This is a genomic window from Vibrio neptunius (assembly GCA_019339365.1).
GTDB lineage: Bacteria > Pseudomonadota > Gammaproteobacteria > Enterobacterales > Vibrionaceae > Vibrio > Vibrio neptunius.
In genome coordinates this window covers 3,006,817-3,032,604 of record CP079859.1, presented here as the reverse complement: position 1 = coordinate 3,032,604, position 25,788 = coordinate 3,006,817, and the positions used below count along the sequence as shown (strand labels likewise).

Here is a 25,788-nt window from a genome sequence, read left to right as displayed (position 1 = left end):
GTACGATTATGACTAAGAATATGATACAAGACCAAGCAAGCGGACTACGCCGCTTAACACAACCTTCACTAACCAAAGTAATCGCAGTTACTGGTGGTAAGGGTGGCGTGGGTAAAACAAATGTAACCTTGGGTCTGGCGATTTGTATGGCTCGTCAGGGCAAAAAGGTCATGGTACTTGATGCTGACCTAGGCCTAGCCAATGTTGATGTAATGCTCGGTATACGGGCAAAAAAGAACCTTGGACACGTATTGGCAGGTGAATGTGACCTACAAGATGCTATTGTTGAAGGACCGTATGGGATCAGAATCATTCCAGCGACCTCAGGCACCCAGTCTATGACTGAGCTGTCACATGCACAGCATGTAGGTTTAATTCGTGCTTTTGGCAGTTTGGAAGATGAGATGGACGTACTACTCATTGATACTGCAGCCGGGATCTCAGATATGGTAGTGAGCTTTTCACGTGCGGCTCAGGATGTGGTAGTGGTGGTTTGTGATGAGCCGACATCTATCACGGATGCATATGCCCTGATCAAACTTTTGAGTAAAGAACATCAAGTTCAACGATTTAAAATTGTTGCAAATATGGTCAGAAGCTATCGTGAAGGGAGAGAATTGTTCGCAAAGTTGACCTTGGTCACAGAGCGATTCTTGAATGTTAGCATTGAGCTCGTAGCATGTATTCCATTGGATGATAAAGTTCGACAAGCTGTTAAAAAACAAAAGATTGTCGTGGATGCATTCCCTCGTTCGCCTGCATCGTTGGCTTTGGGTTCGTTAGCAAATAAAGCGCTAACTTGGCCAATTCCCAAAACACCGAGTGGACATCTGGAGTTTTTTGTAGAACGCTTACTTCATAGAACAGAGATGTTAGAGGAACCATTTGGTGAATAAGGCATTGACCTATGACCAATACGCAAATCAAAACAGCCAGCGAGCATTTTTAGAAAAATACTCGGTACTGGTTAAGCGCATTGCACACCATTTGCTTGGACGATTACCCCCGAGCGTGCAGGTTGAAGACCTTATTCAAGCTGGAATGATCGGCTTGTTGGAAGCTCAAAAGAATTACGATGGCAGCAAAGGTGCCAGTTTTGAAACCTATGCTGGTATTCGCATTCGTGGTGCTATGCTAGATGATATACGCCGAGGGGATTGGGTCCCTCGCTCCGTACACAAAAACAGTCGAGAAATCAGTCAGGCGATTGCGCAGTTAGAAGGTGAGCTCAATCGTGATCCGACAGATGCAGAGGTTGCCAAGCGTTTGGATATGACTCTCGATCAATACCACAGTGCACTAACAGATATAAACAGTTCACGTCTCATTGGTATTGACGATTTAGGTGTGTCAGAAGATGCGATATCGCACGAAGATGCTGACGAAGAAAATATCCCTTTTCAGGGCGTCGCAGATGAATATTTTCGTACAGCACTGGTAGAATCAATTAAATCACTTCCTGAAAGAGAAGCTCTAGTACTTTCGCTTTATTATGATGAAGAGTTAAACTTGAAGGAAATCGGCGAAGTTATTGGTGTTAGCGAGTCGCGCGTTAGCCAAATACTAAGCCAATCAATGCAGCGTCTACGCACTAAGTTGAGTGTTTGGACAAATAATGACTAGAAATCACTGATATCAAACTCAGTGGAGGCAATTTTGAATAAAAACATGAAGATCCTTATTGTTGACGATTTTTCAACAATGCGCCGTATCGTTAAGAACTTACTTCGTGACTTGGGTTTTAATAACACTCAAGAAGCAGACGACGGCTTAACGGCGTTACCAATGCTTAAAAAAGGTGAGTTCGAATTTGTTGTAACAGACTGGAACATGCCTGGAATGCAAGGTATAGACCTTCTGAAGCATATTCGTGCCGATGAGGAGCTTAAGCACCTACCTGTTCTAATGATCACAGCAGAAGCAAAGCGCGAACAAATCATTGAAGCTGCGCAAGCTGGTGTAAACGGATACATCGTTAAGCCATTTACTGCAGCTACACTAAAAGAAAAATTAGATAAAATCTTTGAGCGTTTATAAGTCAAGGAATTGACGAAGTATCGCAAAAGGCCAATTCAGAATGATTTCATTAGAACAGGCAAAGCACCTGGTAGAGTTGTTAGAAAACGATCAGCAGAATGAAGCTGACCAACTTGTTAAAGACATACATGATGGCTCTTCTAATCCAATGCTACAGGAAATAGGCGAGCTAACGCGTGACCTTCACGAGTCTATCAAGCAGTTTAGCCTTGATGAACGTATGAGTGAGATCGCGAATGATGAAATCCCTGATGCTAGGGACCGACTCAAGTATGTTATTGAAAAAACAGAGACAGCGGCAAACAAAACCATGGATGCTGTAGACCGCTGTATGCCAATAGCGGATAACTTGCATGACGGGTTGCTTCAGGTTCGCCCTCAATGGAATGAGTTAATGCATGGTCGGATTGATCTGACAGAGTTTAAAGCACTTTGCCATCGTATTGATGCATTGTTGAGCGAGGTAGAGGGCGATAGTACTGAACTCAGAGGGCAATTAACCGAGATTCTAATGGCTCAGGATTTCCAAGATTTAACAGGTCAGATTATTAGTCGAGTCATTACTTTGGTTAACGAAGTAGAGGATCGGCTGGTGGAAATTCTGACAGCATTTGGTGCTAGCCAGCTGGAAAATGCTGCAAACAATAAGAACAATTCATCGATAGACCCAGAGGGGCCAATACTCAACCCTCATGAAAGGGATGATGCGGTTTCATCACAAGACGAAGTCGACGACTTACTCTCAAGTCTTGGGTTTTAGAGGTAACTTATGAGCTATGAATTAGACGAAGATATTCTACAGGACTTTTTGGTCGAGGCAGGAGAAATTCTAGAGCTGCTTTCTGAGCAGTTGGTAGAATTGGAAAACAACCCCGACGACAAAGATCTTTTAAATGCAATCTTTCGTGGATTCCACACCGTCAAAGGCGGGGCCGGTTTTCTTTCATTGACCGAACTGGTCGATACTTGTCACGGTGCGGAGAACGTATTCGATATTTTGCGTAACGGGCAGCGTGAGGTATCTGCAAGTCTAATGGATACAATGCTGACGGCGTTAGATACTGTTAATGAACAGTTTCAAGCTGTGCAAGACCGAGAGCCTCTAACCCCAGCTGACCAAACTCTCTTGGACGAACTGCATCGATTGAGTCAGCCGCAAACCGCGGATGAAGAAGGGCCTGGTGAAACCGCACCAGTGGAGCCTGAAGTTGTGGCTGAAGAACCAGCTCCTCAACAACCAGAAGTCACTGAGTCAGTAGAAGCGTCATCAAGCTCTGAAACCATTTCAGCTGGTTCTATTGACGAAATTACTCAGGACGAGTTTGATAAATTATTAGATCAGTTGCACGGTGAAGGTAGCGCACCAGGAGCAGTTCAAGGTGCTGCAGCACCAGAAACACCCACCGCCCCATCAGCACTTGATGGTGATATGAGCGGTGATATTACGGATGATGAATTTGAAAAACTCTTAGATGAACTGCATGGTAGCGGAAAAGCACCTGGTGAAGGTGCGGTAACTCCCCCAGCGGCCGCGCCTGCTTCTGGCAAACCTGAATCGCCAGCACCGGCTTCTGGTGCTGGTGACAGTGATCTAATGACAGACGCTGAATTCGAAAAGTTGCTTGATGATTTACATGGTTCAGGTAAAGGCCCTTCAATTGAAGAACTTGATGCCGTTACCAAGCCAGCCGCACAAAACGTAGCGCCAGCTCCCGAACCGACGCCAGCCCCCAAAGCTGCAGCACCCGCTCCTAAGGCGGCCGCTCCTGCTGCTTCGACAGTTGCACCGGCGCCCAAACCAAAAGAGAAAGCTGCACCGCCAGCTAAAAAAGAGTCGTCTCCCCCAGCGACACAAGCCAAAAAACCTCAAGCTGAGGCCACGGTTCGAGTCGATACTTCAACCCTAGACACCATTATGAACATGGTAGGGGAATTGGTACTTGTTCGTAACCGACTGTTAAGTTTAGGCCTCAACAGCAACGACGAAGAAATGTCTAAAGCGGTAGCTAACTTAGACGTAGTTACTGCTGATTTGCAAGGCGCAGTCATGAAGACTCGCATGCAGCCAATTAAGAAAGTGTTTGGTCGTTTCCCTCGAGTTGTTAGAGATCTCGCTCGTAGTTTGAAGAAAGATATTGAGCTTGAGATGCGCGGTGAAGACACCGACCTAGATAAAAACTTGGTTGAAGCACTTGCGGATCCATTGATCCACTTGGTGCGTAACTCCGTTGACCATGGCGTTGAGATGCCAGATGATCGTGCTAAGGCAGGCAAACCAAGAACGGGTAAAGTCATTCTATCTGCTTCTCAAGAAGGCGATCATATCGAGCTAGCCATTGTGGATGATGGCGGTGGTATGGACCCCGATAAACTTCGCGGCATTGCAGTTAAGCGTGGCATGATGGATGAAGATGCAGCTTCTCGCTTGACCAATAAAGAGTGTTTTAATCTTATCTTTATGCCCGGATTCTCTAGTAAAGAGAAAATTTCCGATATTTCAGGCCGTGGTGTAGGTATGGATGTGGTTAAAACCGCTATCAATACTCTAAATGGCTCCATTGACATCGATTCAGAAATGGGTAAGGGGACCAAAATAACGATTAAGGTGCCGTTAACTTTGGCTATCCTTCCTACCTTAATGGTCGGTGTTGCTGGACACCCATTTGCTCTTCCATTGGCGAGCGTTAATGAGATTTTCCACCTTGATTTGAGTCGAACTAACGTTGTCGATGGCCAACTGACCATTATTGTTCGTGAAAAATCGATCCCATTATTCTATCTGCAGAATTGGTTAGCACCGAGAGCTGGGGATGTAGAACTTCGTAAAGGGCATGGTCATGTCGTGATAGTTCAGATCGGTAGCCAGCGTGTTGGTTTTGTGGTGGATACTTTGATTGGACAAGAGGAAGTGGTTATCAAACCGCTCGATAGTATGCTTCAAGGCACGCCAGGTATGGCAGGTGCAACAATCACCAGTGATGGACATATTGCGCTTATTCTGGATGTGCCGGATTTGCTCAAGCAGTACGCAACTGCTTCTCGAATCTAAGTCGTAGAAATAAAAAGGATAGCTATGGCGATTAAAGTGTTAGTAGTAGATGATTCGAGTTTTTTTCGTCGCCGAGTCAGTGAAATAATAAACTCCGAACCTCGACTTGAGGTAATGGACGTGGCCACCAATGGTAAGGAAGCGGTTGAAAAAGCTGTGAAGCTGAAGCCAGATGTCATTACTATGGACATTGAAATGCCAGTGATGGACGGTATTACTGCTGTCCGTGAAATAATGGCTAAAAGCCCAGTGCCTATCTTAATGTTTTCATCACTCACCCATGATGGCGCCAAAGCGACACTGGATGCTTTGGATGCAGGTGCATTAGACTTTTTGCCGAAGAAGTTCGAGGATATTGCGCGCAACCGTGATGAAGCCGTGTCTTTGCTCCAGCAACGCGTTATTCAAATATCTACACGTCGTACCTTCATGCGTCGTCCGGCTTCCAAACCTGCGCCAACGGCCACTTCTACGACAAGGCAAGCCGCTGCGCCGGCAGCTTCCGCGCAACGAGCGACGCGCCAAGCTGCACCTGCGTCTAAACCGTCTTCCACTGCGAGATTTAAAGCGAGCGGTAAAAAATACCAGTTAACCGCAATTGGGACTTCCACAGGAGGGCCTGTTGCATTGCAAAAAATACTCACAAAGCTGCCAGCTAACTATCCACACCCCATCGTTTTGATTCAGCATATGCCCGCGACGTTTACGGCGGCTTTTGCGAGTCGTTTAAACTCGCTGTGCAAGATCCAGGTAAAAGAAGCTGCCGATGGTGATGCTCTCAAACCTGGGGTGGCATACTTAGCGCCTGGTGGCAAACAGATGATGATTGATGGCCGACCTGGCTCTGCTAAGTTGCGTATTATTGATGGTGGTGAGCGCATGAACTACAAGCCATGCGTTGATGTGACGTTTGGTAGTGCGGCAAAAATATATTCAGAACAAGTGCTCTCTATGGTACTGACTGGTATGGGAGCCGATGGTCGTGAAGGGGCTCGAATGCTAAAAAGTGCAGGCGCAACTATCTGGGCACAAGATGAAGAAAGTTGTGTTGTATATGGAATGCCACAAGCGGTGGCTAAAGCGGGTATTTCCACTGAAGACCTCCCCTTAGACCGCATCGCTGAGCGAATGTTGGTAGAAGTCGGTTTATCGTAGGGGCTACGCATGATTGTTTGGAGTATTGCAAACCAAAAAGGTGGTGTAGGTAAAACAACGACTACTATCACACTGGCAGGTTTGTTGAGCAAGCAAGGAAAACGGGTTTTGCTTGTCGATACAGACCCTCATGCATCTCTGACTACGTATCTAGGCTATGATTCAGACGGTGTTAATGCAAGCTTATTCGACCTCTTTCAGTTGAAAGAGTTCAGCGAGCAAAGCGTATTGCCTTTGGTGATGAAGTCTGACATTGAAGGTATTGATATTATTCCGGCGCACATGTCGCTCGCCACTCTAGACCGAGTGATGGGAAACCGCAGCGGAATGGGCTTGATTCTCAAGCGCGCGATGATGGCGATCAAAGAGCATTACGACTACGTGCTGATTGATTGTCCACCTATTCTTGGTGTAATGATGGTCAATGCCTTAGCGGCGAGCAATAGAATACTCATTCCTGTTCAGACAGAATTTTTGGCGATGAAAGGTCTTGAACGTATGGTTCGCACACTCGCGATTATGCAGAAATCACGAAATAGAGCCTTTAATGTTACGATCGTACCGACTATGTATGATAAACGCACAAGGGCGTCGTTGCAGACATTACAGCAATTAAAGAAGGACTACCCTGATCAGGTATGGTCTTCTGCAGTTCCCATTGATACCAAGTTTAGGGATGCGAGTTTAAAACATCTTCCTGTTTCGCATTTTGCGTCCGGGAGTCGTGGAGTTTTTGCCTATAAACAACTGTTGATCTATCTAGAGAGGTTAGCGGTGAATGAGTAGCGATACCTTACTATCAAGTGAACAGGCGCTGGACGAATATTTTTCGGCTCTACTCGATGAAACGATTGAATCTGAAGCGTTTTTAGAAGAGCGAGTCAGTGATAAGGATGGTTTATCAGAACCTGAGCCTCTGGTTCAATCGGTTGAAGAGAAAAGCTACTACTCTGCACCGACTCTGGAAGTCGAAGTACCGAATTTGGACGATGTAGAAAGGTTGTTAGAACAACTAGAATCCACGAATCCGGTTGCTGAACTTCAACTTGAAGAAGTAATGGAGCAAAACACGGTTCAGATCGCAGAAGCGAAAGAAGCGGTTGAAGAAATTCAGGAGTGGGATGTCGAAATTCCTGAGGTAATTGAGGTAAGCGTTGAACCAGAGTTGGATGTTTCTGTAGATGAGACCTTAGAAGTCGAACCTGAACCAGAAACTTTCTATGAAGAACCTGAAATCATTGCTGAAAATACACCGCAAGCCGAACCTGAAACAGAAACGGGTGGCAGCGACCTAGGGACTTGGCATTCGACAATACGTGATGTTGAGTTTCAGGTGCTTTACTTTGACGTAAATGGCGTGACCTTTGCGGTTCCTCTTGACGAACTTGGTGGCATACACCGAATCGCGGAATTGAATCATCTGATAGGCCGCCCTGAATGGTATTTAGGCCTACAAACAAGCCGAGAGGCTCAGTTGGATGTGGTAGATACGGCAAAGTGGGTGATGGCCGAAAAGCTGGTAGATGACAGCTACAAGGATGAATACCAATATATAGTGATGCTAGATGAGAGTATGTGGGGACTGGCTTCCACGCAGCTCAAAGGAACAGAATCACTTAATCCAGAGAAAGTCCGCTGGCGTAAAACGGCCGGAAAGCGACCGTGGTTAGCTGGAATGGTTAAAGAAAAATGTGTGCTTTGATCCATGTTGAAGCATTGATAGCTATGCTTAATGCAGGACTTGATGTAAAAGCCTTAGATAAATAAAACATTTATGCCGATTTAGGCTTAGAGAGGAATAGGTATGTCTCAAACTAATGAAGTCGAAGTAAGAAAAGATCAGTCCAATGACGAAGTACTTCAGTGGGTGACGTTCCAGCTAGAAGAAGAAACTTACGGTATCAATGTCATGCAAGTACGTGAAGTACTTCGCTATACCGAAATTGCTCCTGTGCCAGGCGCGCCTGAATATGTTCTAGGTATTATCAATCTACGTGGTAACGTCGTAACGGTAATCGATACCCGTTCACGCTTCGGCTTGATGGAAGGTGAAATTACCGATAATACACGTATCATCGTGATTGAATCTGAACATCAGGTGATTGGTATTCTAGTGGATAGTGTTGCTGAAGTGGTTTATTTGCGTTCTTCTGAAATTGACACCACGCCAAGTGTTGGTACTGATGAAAGTGCTAAATTCATCCAAGGTGTAAGCAACCGCGATGGTAAGCTTCTAATTCTGGTTGATCTGAACAAACTTCTGACTGACGAAGAATGGGATGAGATGGCTCACCTGTAATGGATGCGGTTGTGTTGGCAAATGCTCCTGTGATTGCAGGAGCCGTTGCGTTAGTTGTACTGTTGTTTGTATTGGCTCTTTTTCGTCTTAAGAAAAGTCAGCGTTTAATGGCCGACCATTGGCGACAGCAAAATCGTCATCTTGATAAAGAGTTACACAAGGCAACAAAGCAATTGCTTGAAGTACGCTCAGTGGTTGTCGGATTGGGACAACGCGTCAGTGAGCAGCAGGACCTCATCCAGCACCTGAACGAAAGAATATCAGAACTAGAACAGGAAGATGGTGATGGCCGGTTGTATTCACGGGCCACAAAAATGGTTCAGCTAGGCGCTGACGTTAACGAGCTCATTGAAGAATGTGAATTGCCTAAAGCGGAAGCGGAGTTGATGTTATCTTTGCAAAAAAGATTGCTGGAAAAGAAAAGGTTCCTCCGCTAAGAGCAAGTAACGAACAACGAAAAGCACCAGTACGGCGAAAAAGTGCAAGAAAATAAAGATTGAAAAAGGATGCAAACAGCATCCTTTTTTTGTGTTCAATTGTAACCATTTAGTGGTAGTTGGATTGAGCTGTGATAGATTATTAACAGAATCTTACCGAGTTTCGTGATTCGTATGGGGCTATTTCTATTTTGTGTGAGTACGGCTGTGGTACTATACCCACATAAAATTTATCTAGTGAACGTTCATGTTAGAAGTATCTCAACTGACTGCCATCAGAGATGAAAGAATTCTCTTCGAATCCCTATCTTTTACTATAAATTCCGGTGAGTTAGTACAGATTGAAGGCCGAAATGGCACGGGCAAAACAACGTTATTGCGTATCGTTACTGGGCTCGGAGATCGTGACAGTGGTGAGATTTTCTGGAACAACGAAAACATTGAGTCAAACCGGGATGGTTATCACCAAGAACTGCTGTTTTTGGGCCATCAAACGGGTGTAAAACGTGAGCTCACCGCTTATGAAAATTTGAGGTTCTACCTTAATATTCATTCTCATAAGCCAGTCGATAAAGAGACGATTTATCGCGCTCTTATGAAAGTGGGTTTAGTGGGTCGTGAGGATGTCCCCGTTGCTCAGTTATCTGCAGGGCAACAACGTCGAGTTGCACTGGCACGTTTGTGGTTGAGCGATCATAAACTTTGGATCTTGGATGAGCCGTTGACAGCGATCGATAAACAGGGAGTGAAAGTTTTGGAATCTCTCTTTCTTAGCCACGCTGAAAAGGGTGGTATCGTGATACTGACAACGCATCAGGATATGTTCGCTGATACTCCAAAACTAAGAAAAATAAAACTGGGTAGTTAGCCATGTTTGCAACGATGAACAGTATTATTCGACGTGAATTACTTATTGCGTTTCGCCGTCAGGCAGACATACTCAATCCGCTGTGGTTTTTCATCATAGTGATTACACTTTTCCCACTCAGCATTGGTCCAGAGCCCAGCCTGTTGGCTCGTATTGCTGCCGGTATTGTGTGGGTCGCGGCATTGTTGTCTGCATTGTTATCTCTAGAAAGGCTATTTAGGGACGATTTTCAGGATGGATCACTGGAACAAATGATGTTAATGCCTGTCCCGTTGCCAGTCGTGGTGATGTCAAAAGTCATTGCTCATTGGGCTTTGACGGGCTTACCCTTGATCTTGATTAGCCCTTTGCTGGCTATTTTACTTTCTCTTGATATGAACTCTTGGTTGGCTATTGTTTCGACTTTGCTTGTAGGCACTCCAACGTTGAGCTTCATCGGTGCTATTGGTGTCGCGTTGACGGTGGGTCTACAAAAAGGGGGCGTGTTACTCAGTTTGTTGATTTTGCCTCTGTATATTCCCGTACTAATTTTTGCGACTTCGGCTATTGATGCTGCTTCACTTGGAATGGCATACAACGGACAGCTCGCAATCATGGGGGCGATGTTGATGGGGGCAATGACCCTAACACCATTTGCGATCAGTGCGGCGTTGAGAGTGAGTGTCAATTAATTGTTTTCGATCAAGCACGAATTTTCCCCTTTCTATAAATTACAAAACTAATAATTGTCAAAATAAGTCTAAGAGACGTACATAAGACAAAGACTGAAGTAAGAGTGAGAACGACGATGTGGAAATGGCTCCATCCTTATGCCAAGCCCGAAACTGCTTATCAGCTGTGTGGTAAGCTATTGCCCTGGTTTTTGATATTAGCCCTATTGTGTTTATCAGTAGGGACAATATGGGGGCTGGCCTTCGCCCCCTCTGACTATCAACAAGGTGACAGCTTCCGGATTATTTACATCCATGTCCCTTCTGCGATTTGGTCTATGGGTGTTTACATGTCCATGGCTATTGCCGCATTTATTGGCTTGGTATGGCAGGTGAAGCTGTCAGATATGGCCGCTTCTGCAATGGCGCCAATCGGTGCAGTTTATACTTTCATTGCTCTACTTACAGGTGCTGTATGGGGTAAGCCGATGTGGGGGGCATGGTGGGTATGGGATGCACGTCTAACTTCTGAACTGATCCTATTGTTCCTTTATCTCGGTGTTATCGCACTCTATCACGCGTTTGATGATCAAAAAACCGCCGCAAAAGCCGCGGGCATTCTTGCGATTGTTGGCGTGGTGAACTTACCGATTATTCATTTTTCAGTTGAGTGGTGGAATACCCTACATCAGGGAGCGACGATCACTAAATTTGCAAAGCCTTCCATCTCTAGCGATATGCTTTGGCCTCTATTGCTGAACATTTTCGGTTTTGCCTTTTTCTTTGGTGTAGTGACGATGATTCGTCTACGCAATGAGATTATTAGCAAAGAGAGTCACCGCCCGTGGGTGATTGCTTTAGCTCAGGCTAAATCTCAGCGAGGTAACTAAACGATGCATTTTGAATCTTTGAGCGATTTTTTCGCGATGGGCGGTTATGCAGGCTATGTCTGGAGCGCTTTTGGTATCACATTCTTTTCGATGTTTGTTCTGCTTATAGGCAGCATCCGCCGTGGCAAAAACCTGTTGAATGAAGTGCAGTCGAAGGTAGACAGGCAAGCGCGTATTGATGCGGCTAAAAATTTGGAGAACACATTATGAACCCTAGGCGAAAGAAAAGGCTGGCTATTGTCTTAACCATTTTCATTGGTATTAGCGCTACTGTTGGTTTGATGCTTTACGCATTGAATCAGAATATGGATTTGTTCTATACACCGACAGAGCTAGTGGATGGAAAACCTGACGGCACCAAACCTGAAGTCGGCCAGCGTCTTCGGATTGGCGGTATGGTGGTTGAAGGTTCGGTTCGACGAGACCCTGAATCATTGCGTGTTTCTTTCGATTTGCATGATATCGGGCCAAAGGTCACCATCGTCTATGACGGTATTCTTCCAGACCTGTTCAGGGAAGGGCAGGGTATTGTCGCTCAGGGTGTGTTGAAAGATGCGACCACCGTGGAAGCCTTTGAAGTGTTGGCAAAGCATGATGAAGAATACATGCCGCCAGAGATAGCGGAAGCGATGAAGAAAAATCACCAACCGCTTGAATATACACAACAACAAAAACAAGGAAGCGGTCAATGATTGCTGAAATTGGTCATTTTGCAATGATTGTTTCACTGGCAATGGCAGTGCTATTGAGCATACTGCCGTTAGTCGGTGCATCTCGAAATAATACCATGCTGATGAACACCGCAAGGCCTCTGTCTTGGGGAATGTTCCTACTGTTACTTTTCTCTTTTTGTGTTCTGCTTTGGGCATTTTATACCAATGACTTTACACTCAATTATGTTGCTACTAACTCAAACAGTCAGTTGCCTTGGTACTATCGCCTGACCGCCGTTTGGGGAGCGCATGAAGGCTCCTTGCTTCTTTGGGTTCTTATCCAAGCCGCTTGGACAGTAGCAGTCGCGGCATTCAGCCGTGGTATGCCGCAAGAATCGGTGGCCCGTGTACTTGCTGTCATGGGGATGATTACGGTTGGGTTCTTACTATTCATCATAGTCACATCTAACCCATTTCTACGTACTTTGCCTTTCTTCCCTGTTGATGGGCGCGACTTGAACCCATTGCTTCAAGACCCTGGCTTAATTATTCATCCACCAATGCTTTACATGGGTTATGTCGGTTTCTCAGTTGCGTTCTCTTTTGCAATCGCTTCGTTAATGACGGGGCGACTTGACACCGCTTGGGCTCGTTGGTCTCGTCCTTGGACCACCGCAGCTTGGTTGTTCCTGACTCTGGGTATCGCGCTAGGTTCGTGGTGGGCATATTACGAACTCGGCTGGGGTGGCTGGTGGTTCTGGGATCCAGTAGAAAACGCATCATTTATGCCTTGGCTTGCGGGCACAGCACTTATGCACTCATTAGCCGTAACCGAAAAGCGTGGTACTTTCAAAGCTTGGACTGTGTTGTTGGCTATCTCTGCATTTTCTCTTAGTTTGTTAGGTACGTTCCTTGTACGTTCGGGTATTTTGGTGTCAGTTCACGCGTTTGCATCTGATCCTTCACGAGGTATGTTTATACTCGGCTTCTTGGTGTTTGTTATCGGCGGCTCACTGCTTTTGTTTGCTCTAAAAGGGGCAACCGTTCGTGCTAGAGGTAACTTCAGCTTAGTCTCACGCGAAAATGCATTGCTATCAAACAACGTCCTATTGATTGCTGCTTTGGTCGTGGTTTTAGTTGGTACGCTATTACCACTAGTACATAAACAGATTGGCTTGGGCTCTGTGTCTATCGGTGCGCCATTTTTCAATATGTTGTTTGCGTGGTTAATGATTCCTTTCTCTTTCTTGTTAGGTATCGGTCCGCTGATTCGTTGGAAACGAGATAGCTTAACAAGCTTGCTCAAGCCTATGCTGGTTTCTGGCATAGCGTCGCTTGTACTCGCAGGTGTATTTGTATACTTGTTTGCTGATTTCTTCCAGTTTATGGCTTATTTAGGCTGGGTGATGGCGTTGTGGATTATCTTCATGCACGGCTTTGAGTTGCATGAACGTGCAACTCATCGTCACAGTTTTGCTGTTGGCATCAAGAAACTTCAGCGTAGTCACTGGGCGATGATGATGGGTCACATTGGCCTTGCCGTAAGTATTATTGGTATTGCGATGGTTCAGAACTACAGCATCGAGCGAGATGTACGCTTAGCTCCTGGTCAGCATTACAACATTCAAGGTTATGACTTCTACTTTGAAGGACTGCGTGACAAAGATGGCCCGAACTATGATGGTTATATTGCTGACTTCAAGATCACTCATAATGGTCAGTACATTAATACCCTTCACGCAGAAAAACGCTTCTATCGCACTGCACGCTCGATGATGACTGAAGCTGCGATTGATCGTGGTGTGACTCGTGATTTGTATATTGCGATGGGCGAACGTCTAGATGACAATAAGTCTTGGGCCGTGCGTATTTATTACAAACCGTTTGTTCGTTGGATCTGGGCAGGCTCCCTGTTGATGGCTCTGGGCGGCGCTATTGCAATCAGTGACAAGCGCTATCGTTTTAGACAAAGCACTAAGACGCAGGAGGCATAATGAATAAGAAACTACTGTTCATCCCACTGTTTGTGTTTTTGGGTTTGGTGGCTGTCTTTGCTGCCCAACTGATTAAAAACTCGCATGGCGATGATCCTACTAAGCTAGAATCTGTGCTAGTAGGAAAATCGGTGCCCGAATTTCGTCTTGAAGATCTCGCTGAGCCAGGCAAGCTTTATGATCAATCCATCTTTAAAGGTGAGCCACTACTGCTAAATGTATGGGCGACTTGGTGCCCAACTTGTTATGCAGAGCACCAATACCTGAATGAGTTAGCATCTCAAGGTGTGAAGATCATCGGCATGAACTACAAAGATGAGCGTGATAAAGCTGTTCAGTGGCTGAATGAGCTGGGTAATCCATACCTGATTAGCTTATTCGATGGTAACGGAATGCTTGGTTTAGACTTAGGCGTATATGGTGCCCCAGAAACCTTCCTTATTGATGCGCAAGGGAAGATTCGTTATCGCCATGTCGGTGATGTGAATGACCGTAACTGGAACGAAACGCTTAAGCCGATGTATGAGCAAGTTCTCGCGGAGGCTGGTCAATGAAAAAGATGATATTCGCTTTACTTGCTGCGATGACTCTGTCTTTAGCTGCACATGCCACAATCCAAATTTATGAGTTTGAAAATTTGCAACAAGAGCAGCAGTTCAAAGAACTCGGAAATACGCTTCGTTGTCCTAAATGTCAAAACAATACGATTGCGGATTCCAACGCAGAGTTGGCTGTCGACTTACGCCAAAAAGTGTATGAGATGACTAAAGAAGGTAAGTCAAAACAGGAAATTGTTGACTACATGATTGCTCGTTACGGCAATTTTGTTACCTATAATCCTCCATTCACAATGGCGACATCAATTTTATGGCTAGGACCGATTTTTGTCTTGGTATTTGGTTTTGGCTTTATTGTCCTAAGAACTCGATCGCGTAAAGTGCAACCTGAGCAGACAGAATCTTGGGATAAAGCGAAAGAAGCACGCTTGAAAGCGCTGTTGGATGATAAGAATGATGGAGACAAGCAGTAATGACACTATTTTGGGTAGCTTCAGTCATTCTCGTTGCATTGAGTTCACTGTTGATTGTTTTGCCAATCGTTAGAAAAAGAGCGAATAATGATGAAGCATTACGTGATGAATTAAATAAAGCGTTTTACAAAGATCGTTTATCGGAGCTTAAAGAAGAAACTGAAGAAGGGTTAGTCGAAAACCAACAAGAGCTAATTGACGATTTGAAACAGTCACTGCTAGATGACATTCCGCAAGCTCAAAAAGCAGAGCGTGAAAACGGTATTTCACCTACGGCAGTACTTATACCATCGGTCCTTCTGGTCATTGTATTGTCTTATGCGATGTATATGACATTTGGTGCTTCAGATGAAGTCGTAGAATGGCAGCAAGTGAGTGCCAATCTTCCTGCTCTGTCGAAAAAGCTGATGGCACCGGAAGGGACGGCGTTGAGTGATGACGAAATGCAAGATCTTACTTTAGCACTTCGCACTCGTTTGCATTACCAACCTGATGATTCTACAGGCTGGTTGCTTCTTGGTCGAATTGCACTCGCCAATAGGGATGTGGAAACGGCAATTGGGTCGATGAGAAAAGCGTACAGGCTTGAGTCAGATAACGCGGATGTGAAACTGGGTTATGCGCAAGCTTTGATGTTGTCTCAGGATGATATCGACCAAGACAAAGCTCGTAAGATACTTGGTCAACTGGTTCAAAGTGATTATGTTGATTTACGCGTATTCTCTTTGTTAGCTTTCGATGCGTACGAGCGCAAAGATTATCCAGCAGCGGTTCGCTACTGGAGCGTTATGCAGCAGATGATAGGCCCTCAAGATAGTCGCTACGAGATGCTTTCTCGAAGTATCGAGAATGCTCAGAAACAAATGGGTGAACACGTTTCTAGCGGTCAATCGGTATCCGTTTTAATATCGATCAGTGAGCAAGTTCAAGCAGATCCTAACTCAGCTTTGATTGTATCGGTACACACTGCTGATGGCGCGCCAATGCCAGTTGCTGCAGCGAGGTATCCACTCGGTTCTTTCCCAAGGACTGTTGTTTTGGATGACGGGAATAGCATGTTGCAAAATCGCAAGCTTTCTTCACTCGAATCTTTGATGGTAAGGGTTCGTTTAGATAGCGATGGAAATGTCGCAACGAAGCAAGGGGACTGGTTTGGAGAGAGCGAAGCCGTTAAAATGGGCGAACCTGTTGAAGTTATAATTGATAAGCAGTATCAATGATACTCCTTATGAATGTACGAAGGCTGGTGACGATACCAGCCTTTTTTATGGAAATTATAATAATGAAGAGCCTTAAGTCTCAGATCTGGGTGATTGCTTGTACGTCGATTTTATTATTCGGCTGTGCGGGTTCTCCTCAAGAAAATGAATACTCAACGTCAGCCGAATCTGAAGTGAATGATCCATTTGAGGGTTTCAACCGCACAATGTGGACCATTAACTATGATTTCCTGGACCCTTATTTTGTACGTCCCGTTTCGTTGGCATATGTTAATTATGTGCCTGATCCATTGCGTCATGGTGTATCTAACTTTCTTGGCAACTTAGACGAACCAGCGAGTATGGTAAATAATCTGTTGATGGGAAACGGTGAAAAAGCGCTTGACCATTTTAATCGCTTTTGGATTAACAGTACTTTTGGTTTGTTAGGTCTTATTGATATTGCCTCAGAAGCGGGGATTACCGATCACAACGAGAAAGCATTCAGTGATGCTGTTGGACATTACGGAGTAGGCAATGGTCCTTATGTTATGGTGCCGGGCTATGGACCTTGGACTGTGCGTGAATCCACAGATATTGTCGATGGCTTATATATACCGCTATCGCTAGTTAACTTCTGGGCTGGGCTAGGTAAGTGGGCGCTTGAAGGTATGGAGACGCGTGCGGCGTTGGTGTCCCAAGAAGCTATGCTAGAAAACTCCCCTGATCCATATGCGCTGACACGTGATGCGTTTCTTCAGAGGCAAGACTTTAAAGCGGAAATCGAGCCCAAGGATGATTACGATGCAGACGAAGAAGCTTACTTAGATGAATATCTGGATGAAGATTTCTAATAAAAAGGCTTGGTCATTGACCAAGCCTTTTTTCTTTGCGGGATAATTATTTAGAATGTGTAACTGGCTTGAACACCAATTAGCCAGACGCTGCCTTTCGTCTCGCCGACAAACTGGCCAGCAACCCTTTGCGCTTCATCGTCTGAGGTGTATCCACGTGACTCTGTGATCGGCGCGTCTTTCGCGAGGATGTAGGTTAATCCACCATCTAGTGTGAACTGCTTAGTAAACTCGTAGCTCGCCCCTAGGCTTAACCATGTACGATCGGTTTCTGGAATGGTAATGGTGCGATTTTTATCACTGACTGCTGATGTGTCGTATGCGACGCCCGTACGCAGAGTTAGTTTTTGGTCAACCTGATAGGTGGCACCGATGGCGAAACGGTAGTTGTCTTCCCAGTTTTCAACCTTGACCATTTTAGTACCATAGGTATCAAGTTGTGCTTCAAGCTTCTCGAAGCTGCTCCAATCAGTCCAGTTTAAACTTGCGTGGATAGCAAGCTTTTCCGTTAGCTGGTGGAAGCTTGCTAGTTCAGCGGTGGCTGGTAAGGCGAGATCCATAGAGCCATTGTCACGGTTCCCGTCCCTAAGGGCCGAGTTAAAACCAATACCGGTTGCGTAGCCTTCAAGTTTAAGATCAATTTCAGATTTGTAAGTAAAGCCAATTCTATGATCTTGGTTAATTTGCCAAGCTGTGCCTACTTGCCAACCCCACGCCGTATCATCACCTTCCATATACTTTAGAGTAGTGCCTTGCGACTGTGACAATACATTGTATTGCGGTGTTTTTGCACCGAAGCTACCTTCACCCATGACGTAACGGAGGCCACCACCAAAACTGAATTGTTCATTCAGCTTATAAGCGGCGTTTAGATTGGCTTCCATCGTGGTGACGCTGGCTTCATTACCAAAGTGTGCGGCGGCAAAGTCATCACCCAGATTGGTTTCCATACCGTAGTTAGTACCCAAGGCAAAGCCGACTGCGACTTTGTCAGAGTATTTATGAGAGAGATAAAAGTTAGGAATAACGGCGTCATTCGCGAAATCATCAGAAGAAGCATTGGATGTAGGAAGTAAAGGGCTTAAAGACTTTGAGCCATCTACAGTGCCCTCAACGTCAACATTAGGGTTGACATAGATAGCGCCAACAGAAATCTGAGTACCTTCTAGATAGGTTAGCATTGCTGGGTTGCGCCACTGAGCGCTCGCGTTGTCGGCTATAGCGGCTTCACCCGCGTAGGCGCGACCTAACCCTGTCGCTGAATATTCAGCGAGCTGGAATCCCGCTGCATTGACTGATGCTGATACTGAAAGAAGGCTACCTGCCACTGCAAGAGATAGGAGAGTTTTGTTTGTTTTCATTTTAATGTTCGCTGAACGTGTCGAGAGATGGTCGTGCGATCATAAGTTTAGAGTTATTGCTTTAAAAATTAAAAACAGTGTTAAGCTAGCATTTGGTATAAAATACTTAAAAATGAGTATTAACCTACTTAATCAACTAAATGTTAATGGCTTGTTTTGTAAACTGAGCGTACACGCGTAGTCTGAGAATGTTGTTTACGAGTACATGTGTAAGCTGAAAATAGTTGATAAACAGAGGTTTAAAGTGGGCTTTATCGTTCAGCTAAAAGAAAGGGCCAGTAAAAACTGGCCCTTTAAAGTTGTTATTAACTAGACGTTAAAACTTGTGAGTGTATTGCACACCGAACAACATAGCTGTCGCTTTAGTCGTTGTATCTAGCTTAATGGTATTCGCACCACTTGTGATGGTGTCGTTAACCTTTTGGTCTTCGCCTATGAGATAGGTGAAGCCAACATCTATTGCTTGATCTTGGTTGATATGGTATGTGGCACCGGCAGAGAACCATTGACGGTCAGAATCAGGTACGGATACTGAAGTCAGTTCATCTTGAACGCCTTCGTCGAACATGTAGCCTACACGAGCTTCCCAGTCTTGGTTAATGTAGTAGGTACCACCAATAGAGTAGTGGAAGGTATCTTTCCACTTATATTCTTTAATTTCAGTACCGTTAGTTGTTGCTAAGCGATCGAAAGTGCTCCAACCAATCCACTGTACGCTGTAGTGAACAGCGAATTTAGTGTCTTCAATACGGTGGTAACCAGAGAATTCAAACATATCGGGTAGTGGGATCTTAAGATCGCCGATATTTGAGTTACCGTTGTACGAAACAGTGCCGCTCACTTCTTTCTCTGGGCTGTAATGATAGCTTAAACCGAAGCGGTTGTTTTCGTCCATTTCAAAAACAGTGCCTAGGTTAAAACCGAAAGCCCAACCTGAAGCATCGATATCCATTAGCTGTTGAGTATTTGTTGTACCTGTTGCAGTACTAGGTACTTGCACTACGTTCATGGTCGATTGGCGCTTGAGTTCCCCCTCACCGTAGATTATATCTAAGCCACCACCAACACTCCATTGTTCATTAATACGATAAGAGCCAGCCAGTAAGATATTTGTAGTGCTAACATTGGTTATACCGCCAAATGCATCAGCGCCAGGAACTGCTGAAACTGCAGTCGTACCGTTCACGAACAACGTACCAGTATTTGTCCCCCAGTTGCTATCAAATTCATTGGTTGTACCAAAGTTAGAGTAAATACCGAGGCCGACAGCAAACTCTTCGTTAACAGGGTGTACAATATAAAAGTTAGGTACAAAAGAGGTTGCATCGTTTGTTGTGTCATCGACAGAACTAGATGAACCACCGGCTGCAGCTGGTTGAGTGTAAGTCGAATCCTTTATTTTTACTTCGGAGTCGATGATGTTAAAACCAAGCGACACTTCTGTTTGGTCGAATAATGACATTGCTGCAGCGTTACGAGACATAACAGAAGCATTATCGGCGATAACAGCATCACCAGCGAATGCACGGCCTAAACCAGTCGCTGATTGAGAATTAAGTTGGAAACCGGCAGCGAGAGCTTGCTGCGAAGCCATTGTGGTTGTGGCAATGGTCACTGCTAAAAGTGATTTTTTAAACAGACGCGTCTTGTTCATTTTTGCTTTTTCCTTTTTTGTTCGTCTCTACCGGACGTTATACTCGAGCAAAAGCTCAGTGGTGGCTGATACTAGACTCAAGTATAAAAGATAGAAATCCGACCATTACCTAATTGGATGATAAAATTATGGAAATGATGTGTATTTGGCAGGAAAATGCTGGAAAAAACTTCTTTTTAGAGCTTGAGCTCTAATTTTGTGCTAAAAAAATGGCTTGAACGATTCGCTCAAGCCATGAGATGGGTCACAAAATGTTAAAATTTGGTTAACTCATGGGCTTGATGATAGTCATCAAGTTTTCGGCGATTTTGGCCACATCTTCACCCTCTTCTCCGACCAAGATTAAACTGGTCTGACCGACAGGTTCTATAACACCCGCCATACCTTCTTTCTCGAAGTCGACAGTCTTGTCTGAAGTAATGCCTGTTAAGAACAGGGTCACTTTCCCTTTTTCACCACGGAAGACCATGTGAAGTGCATTCGATTGACCAAATCCACAATGGTTGAGGTAGTAGACATGATATGGGAAGTTTTCACCAAGCTGGTGATCAAATGGCATCATCTTGGCGTTGATTTGCGATGATGCGACATCTTCATCCAAATTTTGAACGAATGGCTTTTCAGCAATGACGTGCTTGATGGCAGTATCAGCCAGACTTGCTTGTGCTGGAGAGACAACGAGGTTACCCCAATTTACCTGTCCGACGAGCAAGCCAAAAACAAACGCAACCGATGCCGCCATGGCCATTGCTCGTTTGGCAAAGTTTGTTCTAACAACGTTTGATTCTGTGCTTGATGTCTGATGGAACAATATTCTGTCCGCCAGTTCTTCAGGGACATCTACATTCATTGCTTTGGCAATCTGAGCATCAAGATCCATTATATCATCGGCGAACTTGCCATTGGCATCACTCGACTTAATGGCTTCTAACATATCGCTGTCGCGGTCTTTAGGATCGGACATGATGCGACGACGAAACTCTAACTCATCCATTTTGCTGCCCTCTGTGACGGTTTTCTGTATCTAACATATCTTTCAGTTGGTTTCTTGCTCTGAAGAGACGTGTCATCACAGTGTTCTTATTCAAACCGAGTATTTCACCAATTTCTTCGCCGCTGAATCCGCCGATGACTTGTAGGAAAAGTGGTTCGCGATACTCATCTTCCAGCTTCATGATCTGCGCCTGAATCCATTCGGATTGATGGTGTGGGTCATCGCTGACCTTTGCATCGTTGCCGTGATCATCAATATCGACCAGGTCAAACTGTTTTCTCTCAAAACGGCGGGCGTTTTCTCGTCTCAATATGGTAATGAGCCAAGATTTAGCGGCTTTTTCGTCCTGTAAACTATCCAGCGATTTCCATGCCCGTAGGCAAGTTTCTTGTACTAAATCCTCCGCCACCGACTGGTCTTTACATAACCAGTAAGCGTAACGGTACAAGTCTCTGTGATACGCTCTGACAAGCGCTTCATACTTTCTTTGTCTGTCCATATCCGAGTTGACCGGGCGACTGGACTTTTTCTTCCCAAAAAAACTGATGACTGACACATGAGCCTCCAAATTTGCTCTGTGGTTTTTGTTGAACGCCTGTAAGTAAAGGTTGTTCGTGAGACCTGAATGAAATGGGCATGTCCAACTTTATGTGCAAGCGAATGTTCTCATAGCGACTGATAGAATTAAAGTTAATCGGATTATTTTATAAAATCTAATTAAGTGGATAAATCCACTCAAACTTGATCTATTTCAAAATCCGCTCAGTTTCAACGGTTATAGTATTCCTTGTCATCTAGTTGGTCTTATGACCAACATGTTGAGCAAGATGACACTTCCTTTTGAAGGCTGACTTTACTTTCTCCTAATCAGGAAACTGATTATTTTCAATTGGCGTAAGTTAATTGTTTTATATATTCCGACCACACAGTTCTGTGTGGTTTTTTTTTTGCTCAACATTTTTCGCCACTGTAACTATAGATGATAGATTTTTTTGCAATCAGCTTGCCTAAACCAAGGCTTTTTCTGCAAGCTATCTATTCTATAAATGCCTCTGCCGTTCAGCTTTCGTTCATTCCAAACAAGTAAACTGCTTTTCCATCCTAAATCACGTTTATTTAAACGACCGTTTGATTGTATTAACATTCTGATTACAATGTTTCTGGTCAGACCTCTATTCTTTAAAGGAGAAACAATGGGCAAACAGGAAGTGAAAACGCGCTCCGGAGAGCGCGTCGCGGTTGTCGCTGGTTTGCGTACACCATTTGCACGTCAAAGTACTGAATTCAGTCAAGTGCCAGCAGTTGATTTGGGTAAAATGGTCGTAAGCGAGATGATGGCGCGAACTGAGATCGACCCAAAGCTTGTCGATCAAGTCGTTTTTGGTCAAGTCGTGCAAATGCCGGAAGCTCCGAACATTGCTCGTGAAATCGTTCTTGGTACAGGAATGAATATTCACACTGATGCTTACAGCGTGACCCGAGCTTGCGCGACGAGTTTTCAGTCGGCGGTCAATGTGGCTGAAAGCATTATGTCTGGAACGATTGATGTGGGGATTGCGGGTGGCGCAGATTCTTCTTCAGTATTACCCATTGGCGTGTCTAAAAAACTGGCGGCAAATCTACTTGCCCTGAGCAAAACGAAAACTCTAGGCCAAAAGCTCAAGATTCTTAAAAGTTTGTCCTTAAAAGATTTGATGCCAGTACCTCCAGCCGTGGCAGAATACTCAACAGGTTTGTCCATGGGCCAAACTGCTGAACAGATGGCTAAATCACATGCGATTACTCGTCTTGAGCAAGATGCGTTGGCCCATCGTTCTCATACTCTTGCTGCTCAGGCGTGGAATGAAGGGAAAATTGAAGGGGAAGTCATGACGGCATTCCCTGAACCGTATAAAAAGTGGCTCGCAAAAGACAATAACATTCGCTATGACTCTACACTCGAAGGTTACGCAAAGTTACGTCCGGCCTTTGATCGTCAGTATGGTAGTGTCACCGCTGCAAACAGTACGCCACTCACCGATGGTGCCGCGGCAATTATGCTGATGCGTGAAGGCAAAGCAAAAGAGTTGGGCCTCGATATCATGGGTTACATCCGCTCTTACGCATTCTCTGCGATTGGTGTTGAAACGGATATGTTAATGGGTCCCTCTTACTCAACACCGATGGCTCTGTCCAGAGCGGGTATTGAACTGTCTGACCTTACTTTGATTGATATGCATGAAGCATTTGCTGCTCAAACCTTATCCAATGTGAAGATGTTTGCTTCTGATAAGTTTGCTCAAGAGCAACTGGGCCGATCCAAAGCGATTGGTGAAATCGATATGGATAAGTTTAATGTGTTGGGTGGTTCTATTGCTTATGGTCACCCATTTGCAGCCACTGGCGCACGAATGATAACTCAGACGTTAAGAGAGCTAAAACGTCGAGGTGGTGGACTGGCGCTGAATACAGCGTGTGCCGCAGGTGGTTTGGGTGCAGCTATGGTTTTGGAGGTTGAGTAATGAGCGAGCAAAAAGCGTTTGAGCTAAAAATAGACGAACAAGATATCGCCTGGCTGTCTATTGATGTTCCGGGTGAGAAAATGAACACCTTGCAGGCAGCGTTTGCTCAGGAAATGGAAGACATTTTTACCCAACTGAAGGAGAAAAAATCCTCAGTAAAAGGTTTGATTGTTCACTCTCTGAAACCTGATAACTTCATCGCAGGCGCTGATGTAAGGATGCTGGATGCATGTAACAGTGCTTCACAAGCGCAAGCTTTAGCCGAGCAAGGTCAACAGATGTTTCAGCAACTATCTGACTTACCTTATCCTGTTATTGCTGCCATTCACGGCCCTTGCTTGGGTGGCGGTTTAGAGCTTGCCCTTGCATGTGATTACCGTGTTTGTACGAACTCAGATAAAACTCGACTAGGGTTACCAGAAGTACAGCTTGGACTGCTCCCAGGCTCTGGTGGTACGCAGCGACTGCCACGTCTTGTTGGGCTATTGCCATCTTTGGATATGATCCTGACAGGTAAGCAGCTACGTGCAAAAAAAGCCAAGAAGCTTGGTGTTGTGGATGCCGTGGTACCTGAGACGATTTTACTTGAGGTAGCGAAGAGCTTTGTCGAAAAGCATGCTGGAAAATCGCGAGCTAAGCGCAAGGTTTCAACGAAAGAGAAGCTAATCGCTAATACCGGTCTTGGTCGTAAAGTGATCTTTGAGCAAGCATCAAAGAAGACCCTCGAAAAGACTCGTGGCAATTACCCAGCGGCAGAGGCAATCCTAGAAGTGATTCGCTACGGCTTAGAGAAAGGGTTTGAGAAAGGCCAGCAAAAAGAAGCGCAGCGCTTTGGTGAGCTAGTGATGACCTCAGAGTCGAAAGCACTTCGCTCTATATTCTTCGCGACAACTGAGATGAAGAAAGAGAATGGCAGCGATGCTGAGCCTAAAGCGATTGAACGTGCAGCGGTTCTTGGTGGTGGCCTGATGGGTGCCGGAATTAGCCACGTCAGCGTCTCGAAAGCGAAAGTTCCAGTGCGTATCAAAGATGTCTCTAACGATGGTGTTCTTAACGCGTTGAAGTACAACTACAAGCTGTTTGATAAGCAGCGTAAGCGTCGCATTATTTCTAACGCACAACTGCAGTCTAAAATGTTACAAATGTCAGGTGGAACCGATTTCACCAGCTTCAATCATGCGGATGTTGTTGTTGAAGCGGTATTTGAAGATCTGAGCCTCAAGCAGCAAATGGTGTCCGATGTGGAAGAGAATGCAAAAGAGAGCACTATTTTTGCAACTAATACCTCTTCGCTGCCCATTCATCAGATAGCGGAAAAAGCTCAGCGACCTGAAAACATCGTCGGCCTGCATTATTTTAGCCCAGTAGAAAAAATGCCGTTGGTTGAGGTGATTCCTCATGAAACAACGTCTGAAGAAACAATCTCGACTGTCGTTGAGTTTGCACGTAAGCAAGGTAAAACGCCGATTGTTGTTAAAGATTGCGCGGGTTTTTATGTGAATCGTATTCTTGCTCCGTACATGAATGAAGCGGCACAAGTTTTGATGTCTGGTGAGCCGATAGAGCAATTGGATAAAGCTTTGCTGAACTATGGCTTCCCAGTAGGCCCGATAACCTTGCTTGACGAAGTTGGTGTCGATATCGGTGCTAAGATCATGCCGATTCTGGTTGAAGAATTAGGCGAACGTTTCCAAGGCCCTGACGTGTTCGATATCTTGCTGAATGACAATCGTAAAGGACGTAAGACAGGTAAAGGTTTCTATACCTATAAAGGTAAGAAGAAGGAAGTCGACAAGTCAGTGTATAAGCTACTTAGCTTATCACCAGAGTCTAAGATGGCAGAGAAAGACATCGCGATGCGCTGTGTGCTACCTATGTTGAATGAAGCGGTTCGCTGTCTGGACGAAGGCATTATTCGTAGCCCTCGAGATGGTGACATTGGTGCTATTTTTGGTATTGGCTTCCCTCCTTTCCTTGGTGGTCCATTCCGCTATATGGACCAGATTGGTGTGAAGAAACTGGTAGAAATGATGAACGAGCACGCACAGAAATACGGGGATCGTTTCGCTCCTTGTGATGGCTTGTTAACCCGAGCAGGGTTAGAAAAATCGTTTTACGAGTAACGCGAGATCGAAGATGGTAAGGCGAACCGTAAGGTTCGCC

The 25,788-nt window shown here is 45.0% G+C and carries 24 protein-coding genes and 2 pseudogenes; 22 read left to right on the top strand and 4 right to left on the bottom strand.

Translation table 11 applies throughout. From position 1 onward, the window contains the following. Positions 1–8 precede the first annotated feature (8 nt). The 20 genes and pseudogenes from KW548_14170 (at position 9) to KW548_14075 (ending at position 17,115) form a co-directional block, all read left to right on the top strand. Positions 9–896 carry a MinD/ParA family protein gene (locus KW548_14170; GenBank protein QXX06231.1) on the top strand — a complete coding sequence of 296 codons (888 nt, stop codon included), beginning with the start codon at positions 9–11 and terminating at the stop codon, positions 894–896. Next, positions 889–1,623, top strand: coding sequence for an RNA polymerase sigma factor FliA (locus KW548_14165; GenBank protein ID QXX06230.1), 735 nt, complete (start codon positions 889–891; stop codon positions 1,621–1,623). Before KW548_14170 ends, KW548_14165 begins: the two co-directional genes overlap by 8 nt. A gap of 45 nt (positions 1,624–1,668) precedes the next feature. Beyond that, on the top strand, positions 1,669–2,037 hold the full coding sequence (gene cheY / locus KW548_14160) for a chemotaxis response regulator CheY (GenBank protein QXX08079.1): 369 nt from the start codon (positions 1,669–1,671) through the stop codon (positions 2,035–2,037). A gap of 40 nt (positions 2,038–2,077) precedes the next feature. Further along, complete coding sequence (locus KW548_14155; GenBank protein QXX06229.1) at positions 2,078–2,797, top strand: protein phosphatase CheZ; 720 nt, start codon at positions 2,078–2,080, stop codon at positions 2,795–2,797. 9 nt (positions 2,798–2,806) lie between these two features. Then, positions 2,807–5,086: a chemotaxis protein CheA gene (locus KW548_14150; GenBank protein QXX06228.1), complete on the top strand. Its 2,280-nt coding sequence runs from the start codon at positions 2,807–2,809 to the stop codon at positions 5,084–5,086. Positions 5,087–5,110: 24 nt separating this feature from the next. Continuing rightward, entirely contained in the window at positions 5,111–6,241 is a 1,131-nt protein-coding gene (locus KW548_14145) for a chemotaxis response regulator protein-glutamate methylesterase (GenBank protein ID QXX06227.1), read from the top strand. A gap of 9 nt (positions 6,242–6,250) precedes the next feature. Then, positions 6,251–7,027: a ParA family protein gene (locus KW548_14140; GenBank protein QXX06226.1), complete on the top strand. Its 777-nt coding sequence runs from the start codon at positions 6,251–6,253 to the stop codon at positions 7,025–7,027. After that, positions 7,020–8,008: pseudogene (locus KW548_14135) on the top strand (chemotaxis protein CheW). Before KW548_14140 ends, KW548_14135 begins: the two are co-directional and overlap by 8 nt. Before the next feature lie 37 nt (positions 8,009–8,045). Next, entirely contained in the window at positions 8,046–8,540 is a 495-nt protein-coding gene (locus KW548_14130) for a chemotaxis protein CheW (GenBank protein QXX06225.1), read from the top strand. Next, a pseudogene (locus tag KW548_14125) lies at positions 8,540–9,033 on the top strand (DUF2802 domain-containing protein). The gene KW548_14130 and the pseudogene KW548_14125 overlap by 1 nt, the downstream one beginning before the upstream one ends. A gap of 191 nt (positions 9,034–9,224) precedes the next feature. Then, complete coding sequence (gene ccmA, locus KW548_14120) at positions 9,225–9,845, top strand: cytochrome c biogenesis heme-transporting ATPase CcmA (GenBank protein ID QXX06224.1); 621 nt, start codon at positions 9,225–9,227, stop codon at positions 9,843–9,845. 2 nt (positions 9,846–9,847) lie between these two features. Next, on the top strand, positions 9,848–10,516 hold the full coding sequence (gene ccmB / locus KW548_14115; GenBank protein QXX06223.1) for a heme exporter protein CcmB: 669 nt from the start codon (positions 9,848–9,850) through the stop codon (positions 10,514–10,516). A 116-nt stretch (positions 10,517–10,632) separates the two neighbouring features. Next, positions 10,633–11,385: a heme ABC transporter permease gene (locus tag KW548_14110; protein QXX06222.1), complete on the top strand. Its 753-nt coding sequence runs from the start codon at positions 10,633–10,635 to the stop codon at positions 11,383–11,385. Between the two features lie 3 nt (positions 11,386–11,388). After that, positions 11,389–11,595 carry a heme exporter protein CcmD gene (ccmD, locus tag KW548_14105; GenBank protein QXX06221.1) on the top strand — a complete coding sequence of 69 codons (207 nt, stop codon included), beginning with the start codon at positions 11,389–11,391 and terminating at the stop codon, positions 11,593–11,595. Beyond that, positions 11,592–12,077: a cytochrome c maturation protein CcmE gene (ccmE, locus tag KW548_14100; protein QXX06220.1), complete on the top strand. Its 486-nt coding sequence runs from the start codon at positions 11,592–11,594 to the stop codon at positions 12,075–12,077. Before ccmD ends, ccmE begins: the two co-directional genes overlap by 4 nt. Beyond that, positions 12,074–14,032 (top strand): heme lyase CcmF/NrfE family subunit, encoded by a 1,959-nt coding sequence (locus KW548_14095; protein QXX06219.1) that lies wholly within the window; start codon positions 12,074–12,076, stop codon positions 14,030–14,032. The genes ccmE and KW548_14095 overlap by 4 nt, the downstream gene beginning before the upstream one ends. After that, the gene (locus tag KW548_14090; protein QXX06218.1) at positions 14,032–14,586 is read left to right on the top strand and encodes a DsbE family thiol:disulfide interchange protein; all 555 of its coding nucleotides are present in this window, start codon (positions 14,032–14,034) and stop codon (positions 14,584–14,586) included. Before KW548_14095 ends, KW548_14090 begins: the two co-directional genes overlap by 1 nt. Next, positions 14,583–15,062 (top strand): cytochrome c-type biogenesis protein CcmH, encoded by a 480-nt coding sequence (locus KW548_14085; GenBank protein ID QXX06217.1) that lies wholly within the window; start codon positions 14,583–14,585, stop codon positions 15,060–15,062. Before KW548_14090 ends, KW548_14085 begins: the two co-directional genes overlap by 4 nt. Next, positions 15,062–16,282: a c-type cytochrome biogenesis protein CcmI gene (gene ccmI, locus KW548_14080; protein QXX06216.1), complete on the top strand. Its 1,221-nt coding sequence runs from the start codon at positions 15,062–15,064 to the stop codon at positions 16,280–16,282. Before KW548_14085 ends, ccmI begins: the two co-directional genes overlap by 1 nt. Before the next feature lie 62 nt (positions 16,283–16,344). Next, positions 16,345–17,115, top strand: coding sequence for a VacJ family lipoprotein (locus tag KW548_14075; protein ID QXX06215.1), 771 nt, complete (start codon positions 16,345–16,347; stop codon positions 17,113–17,115). Between the two features lie 50 nt (positions 17,116–17,165). On the opposite strand, the gene KW548_14070 is transcribed toward KW548_14075, so the two are convergent. The 4 genes from KW548_14070 to KW548_14055 all read right to left on the bottom strand — a co-directional run bounded on the left by KW548_14070 (position 17,166) and on the right by KW548_14055 (position 21,692). Further along, the gene (locus KW548_14070) at positions 17,166–18,476 is read right to left on the bottom strand and encodes an outer membrane protein transport protein (protein QXX06214.1); all 1,311 of its coding nucleotides are present in this window, start codon (positions 18,474–18,476) and stop codon (positions 17,166–17,168) included. Positions 18,477–18,792: 316 nt separating this feature from the next. Then, positions 18,793–20,130, bottom strand: coding sequence for an outer membrane protein transport protein (locus KW548_14065; protein QXX06213.1), 1,338 nt, complete (start codon positions 20,128–20,130; stop codon positions 18,793–18,795). A 265-nt stretch (positions 20,131–20,395) separates the two neighbouring features. Then, positions 20,396–21,124, bottom strand: a complete 729-nt coding sequence (locus KW548_14060; protein ID QXX06212.1) for a DUF3379 domain-containing protein — start codon at positions 21,122–21,124, stop codon at positions 20,396–20,398. Then, complete coding sequence (locus KW548_14055; protein ID QXX06211.1) at positions 21,117–21,692, bottom strand: sigma-70 family RNA polymerase sigma factor; 576 nt, start codon at positions 21,690–21,692, stop codon at positions 21,117–21,119. The genes KW548_14060 and KW548_14055 overlap by 8 nt, the downstream gene beginning before the upstream one ends. A 625-nt stretch (positions 21,693–22,317) precedes the next feature. Here KW548_14055 and fadI point away from each other — a divergent pair. Further along, positions 22,318–23,625, top strand: a complete 1,308-nt coding sequence (fadI, locus tag KW548_14050) for an acetyl-CoA C-acyltransferase FadI (GenBank protein QXX06210.1) — start codon at positions 22,318–22,320, stop codon at positions 23,623–23,625. Then, positions 23,625–25,748, top strand: a complete 2,124-nt coding sequence (gene fadJ, locus KW548_14045; protein ID QXX06209.1) for a fatty acid oxidation complex subunit alpha FadJ — start codon at positions 23,625–23,627, stop codon at positions 25,746–25,748. The genes fadI and fadJ overlap by 1 nt, the downstream gene beginning before the upstream one ends. Positions 25,749–25,788: the final 40 nt, after the last annotated feature.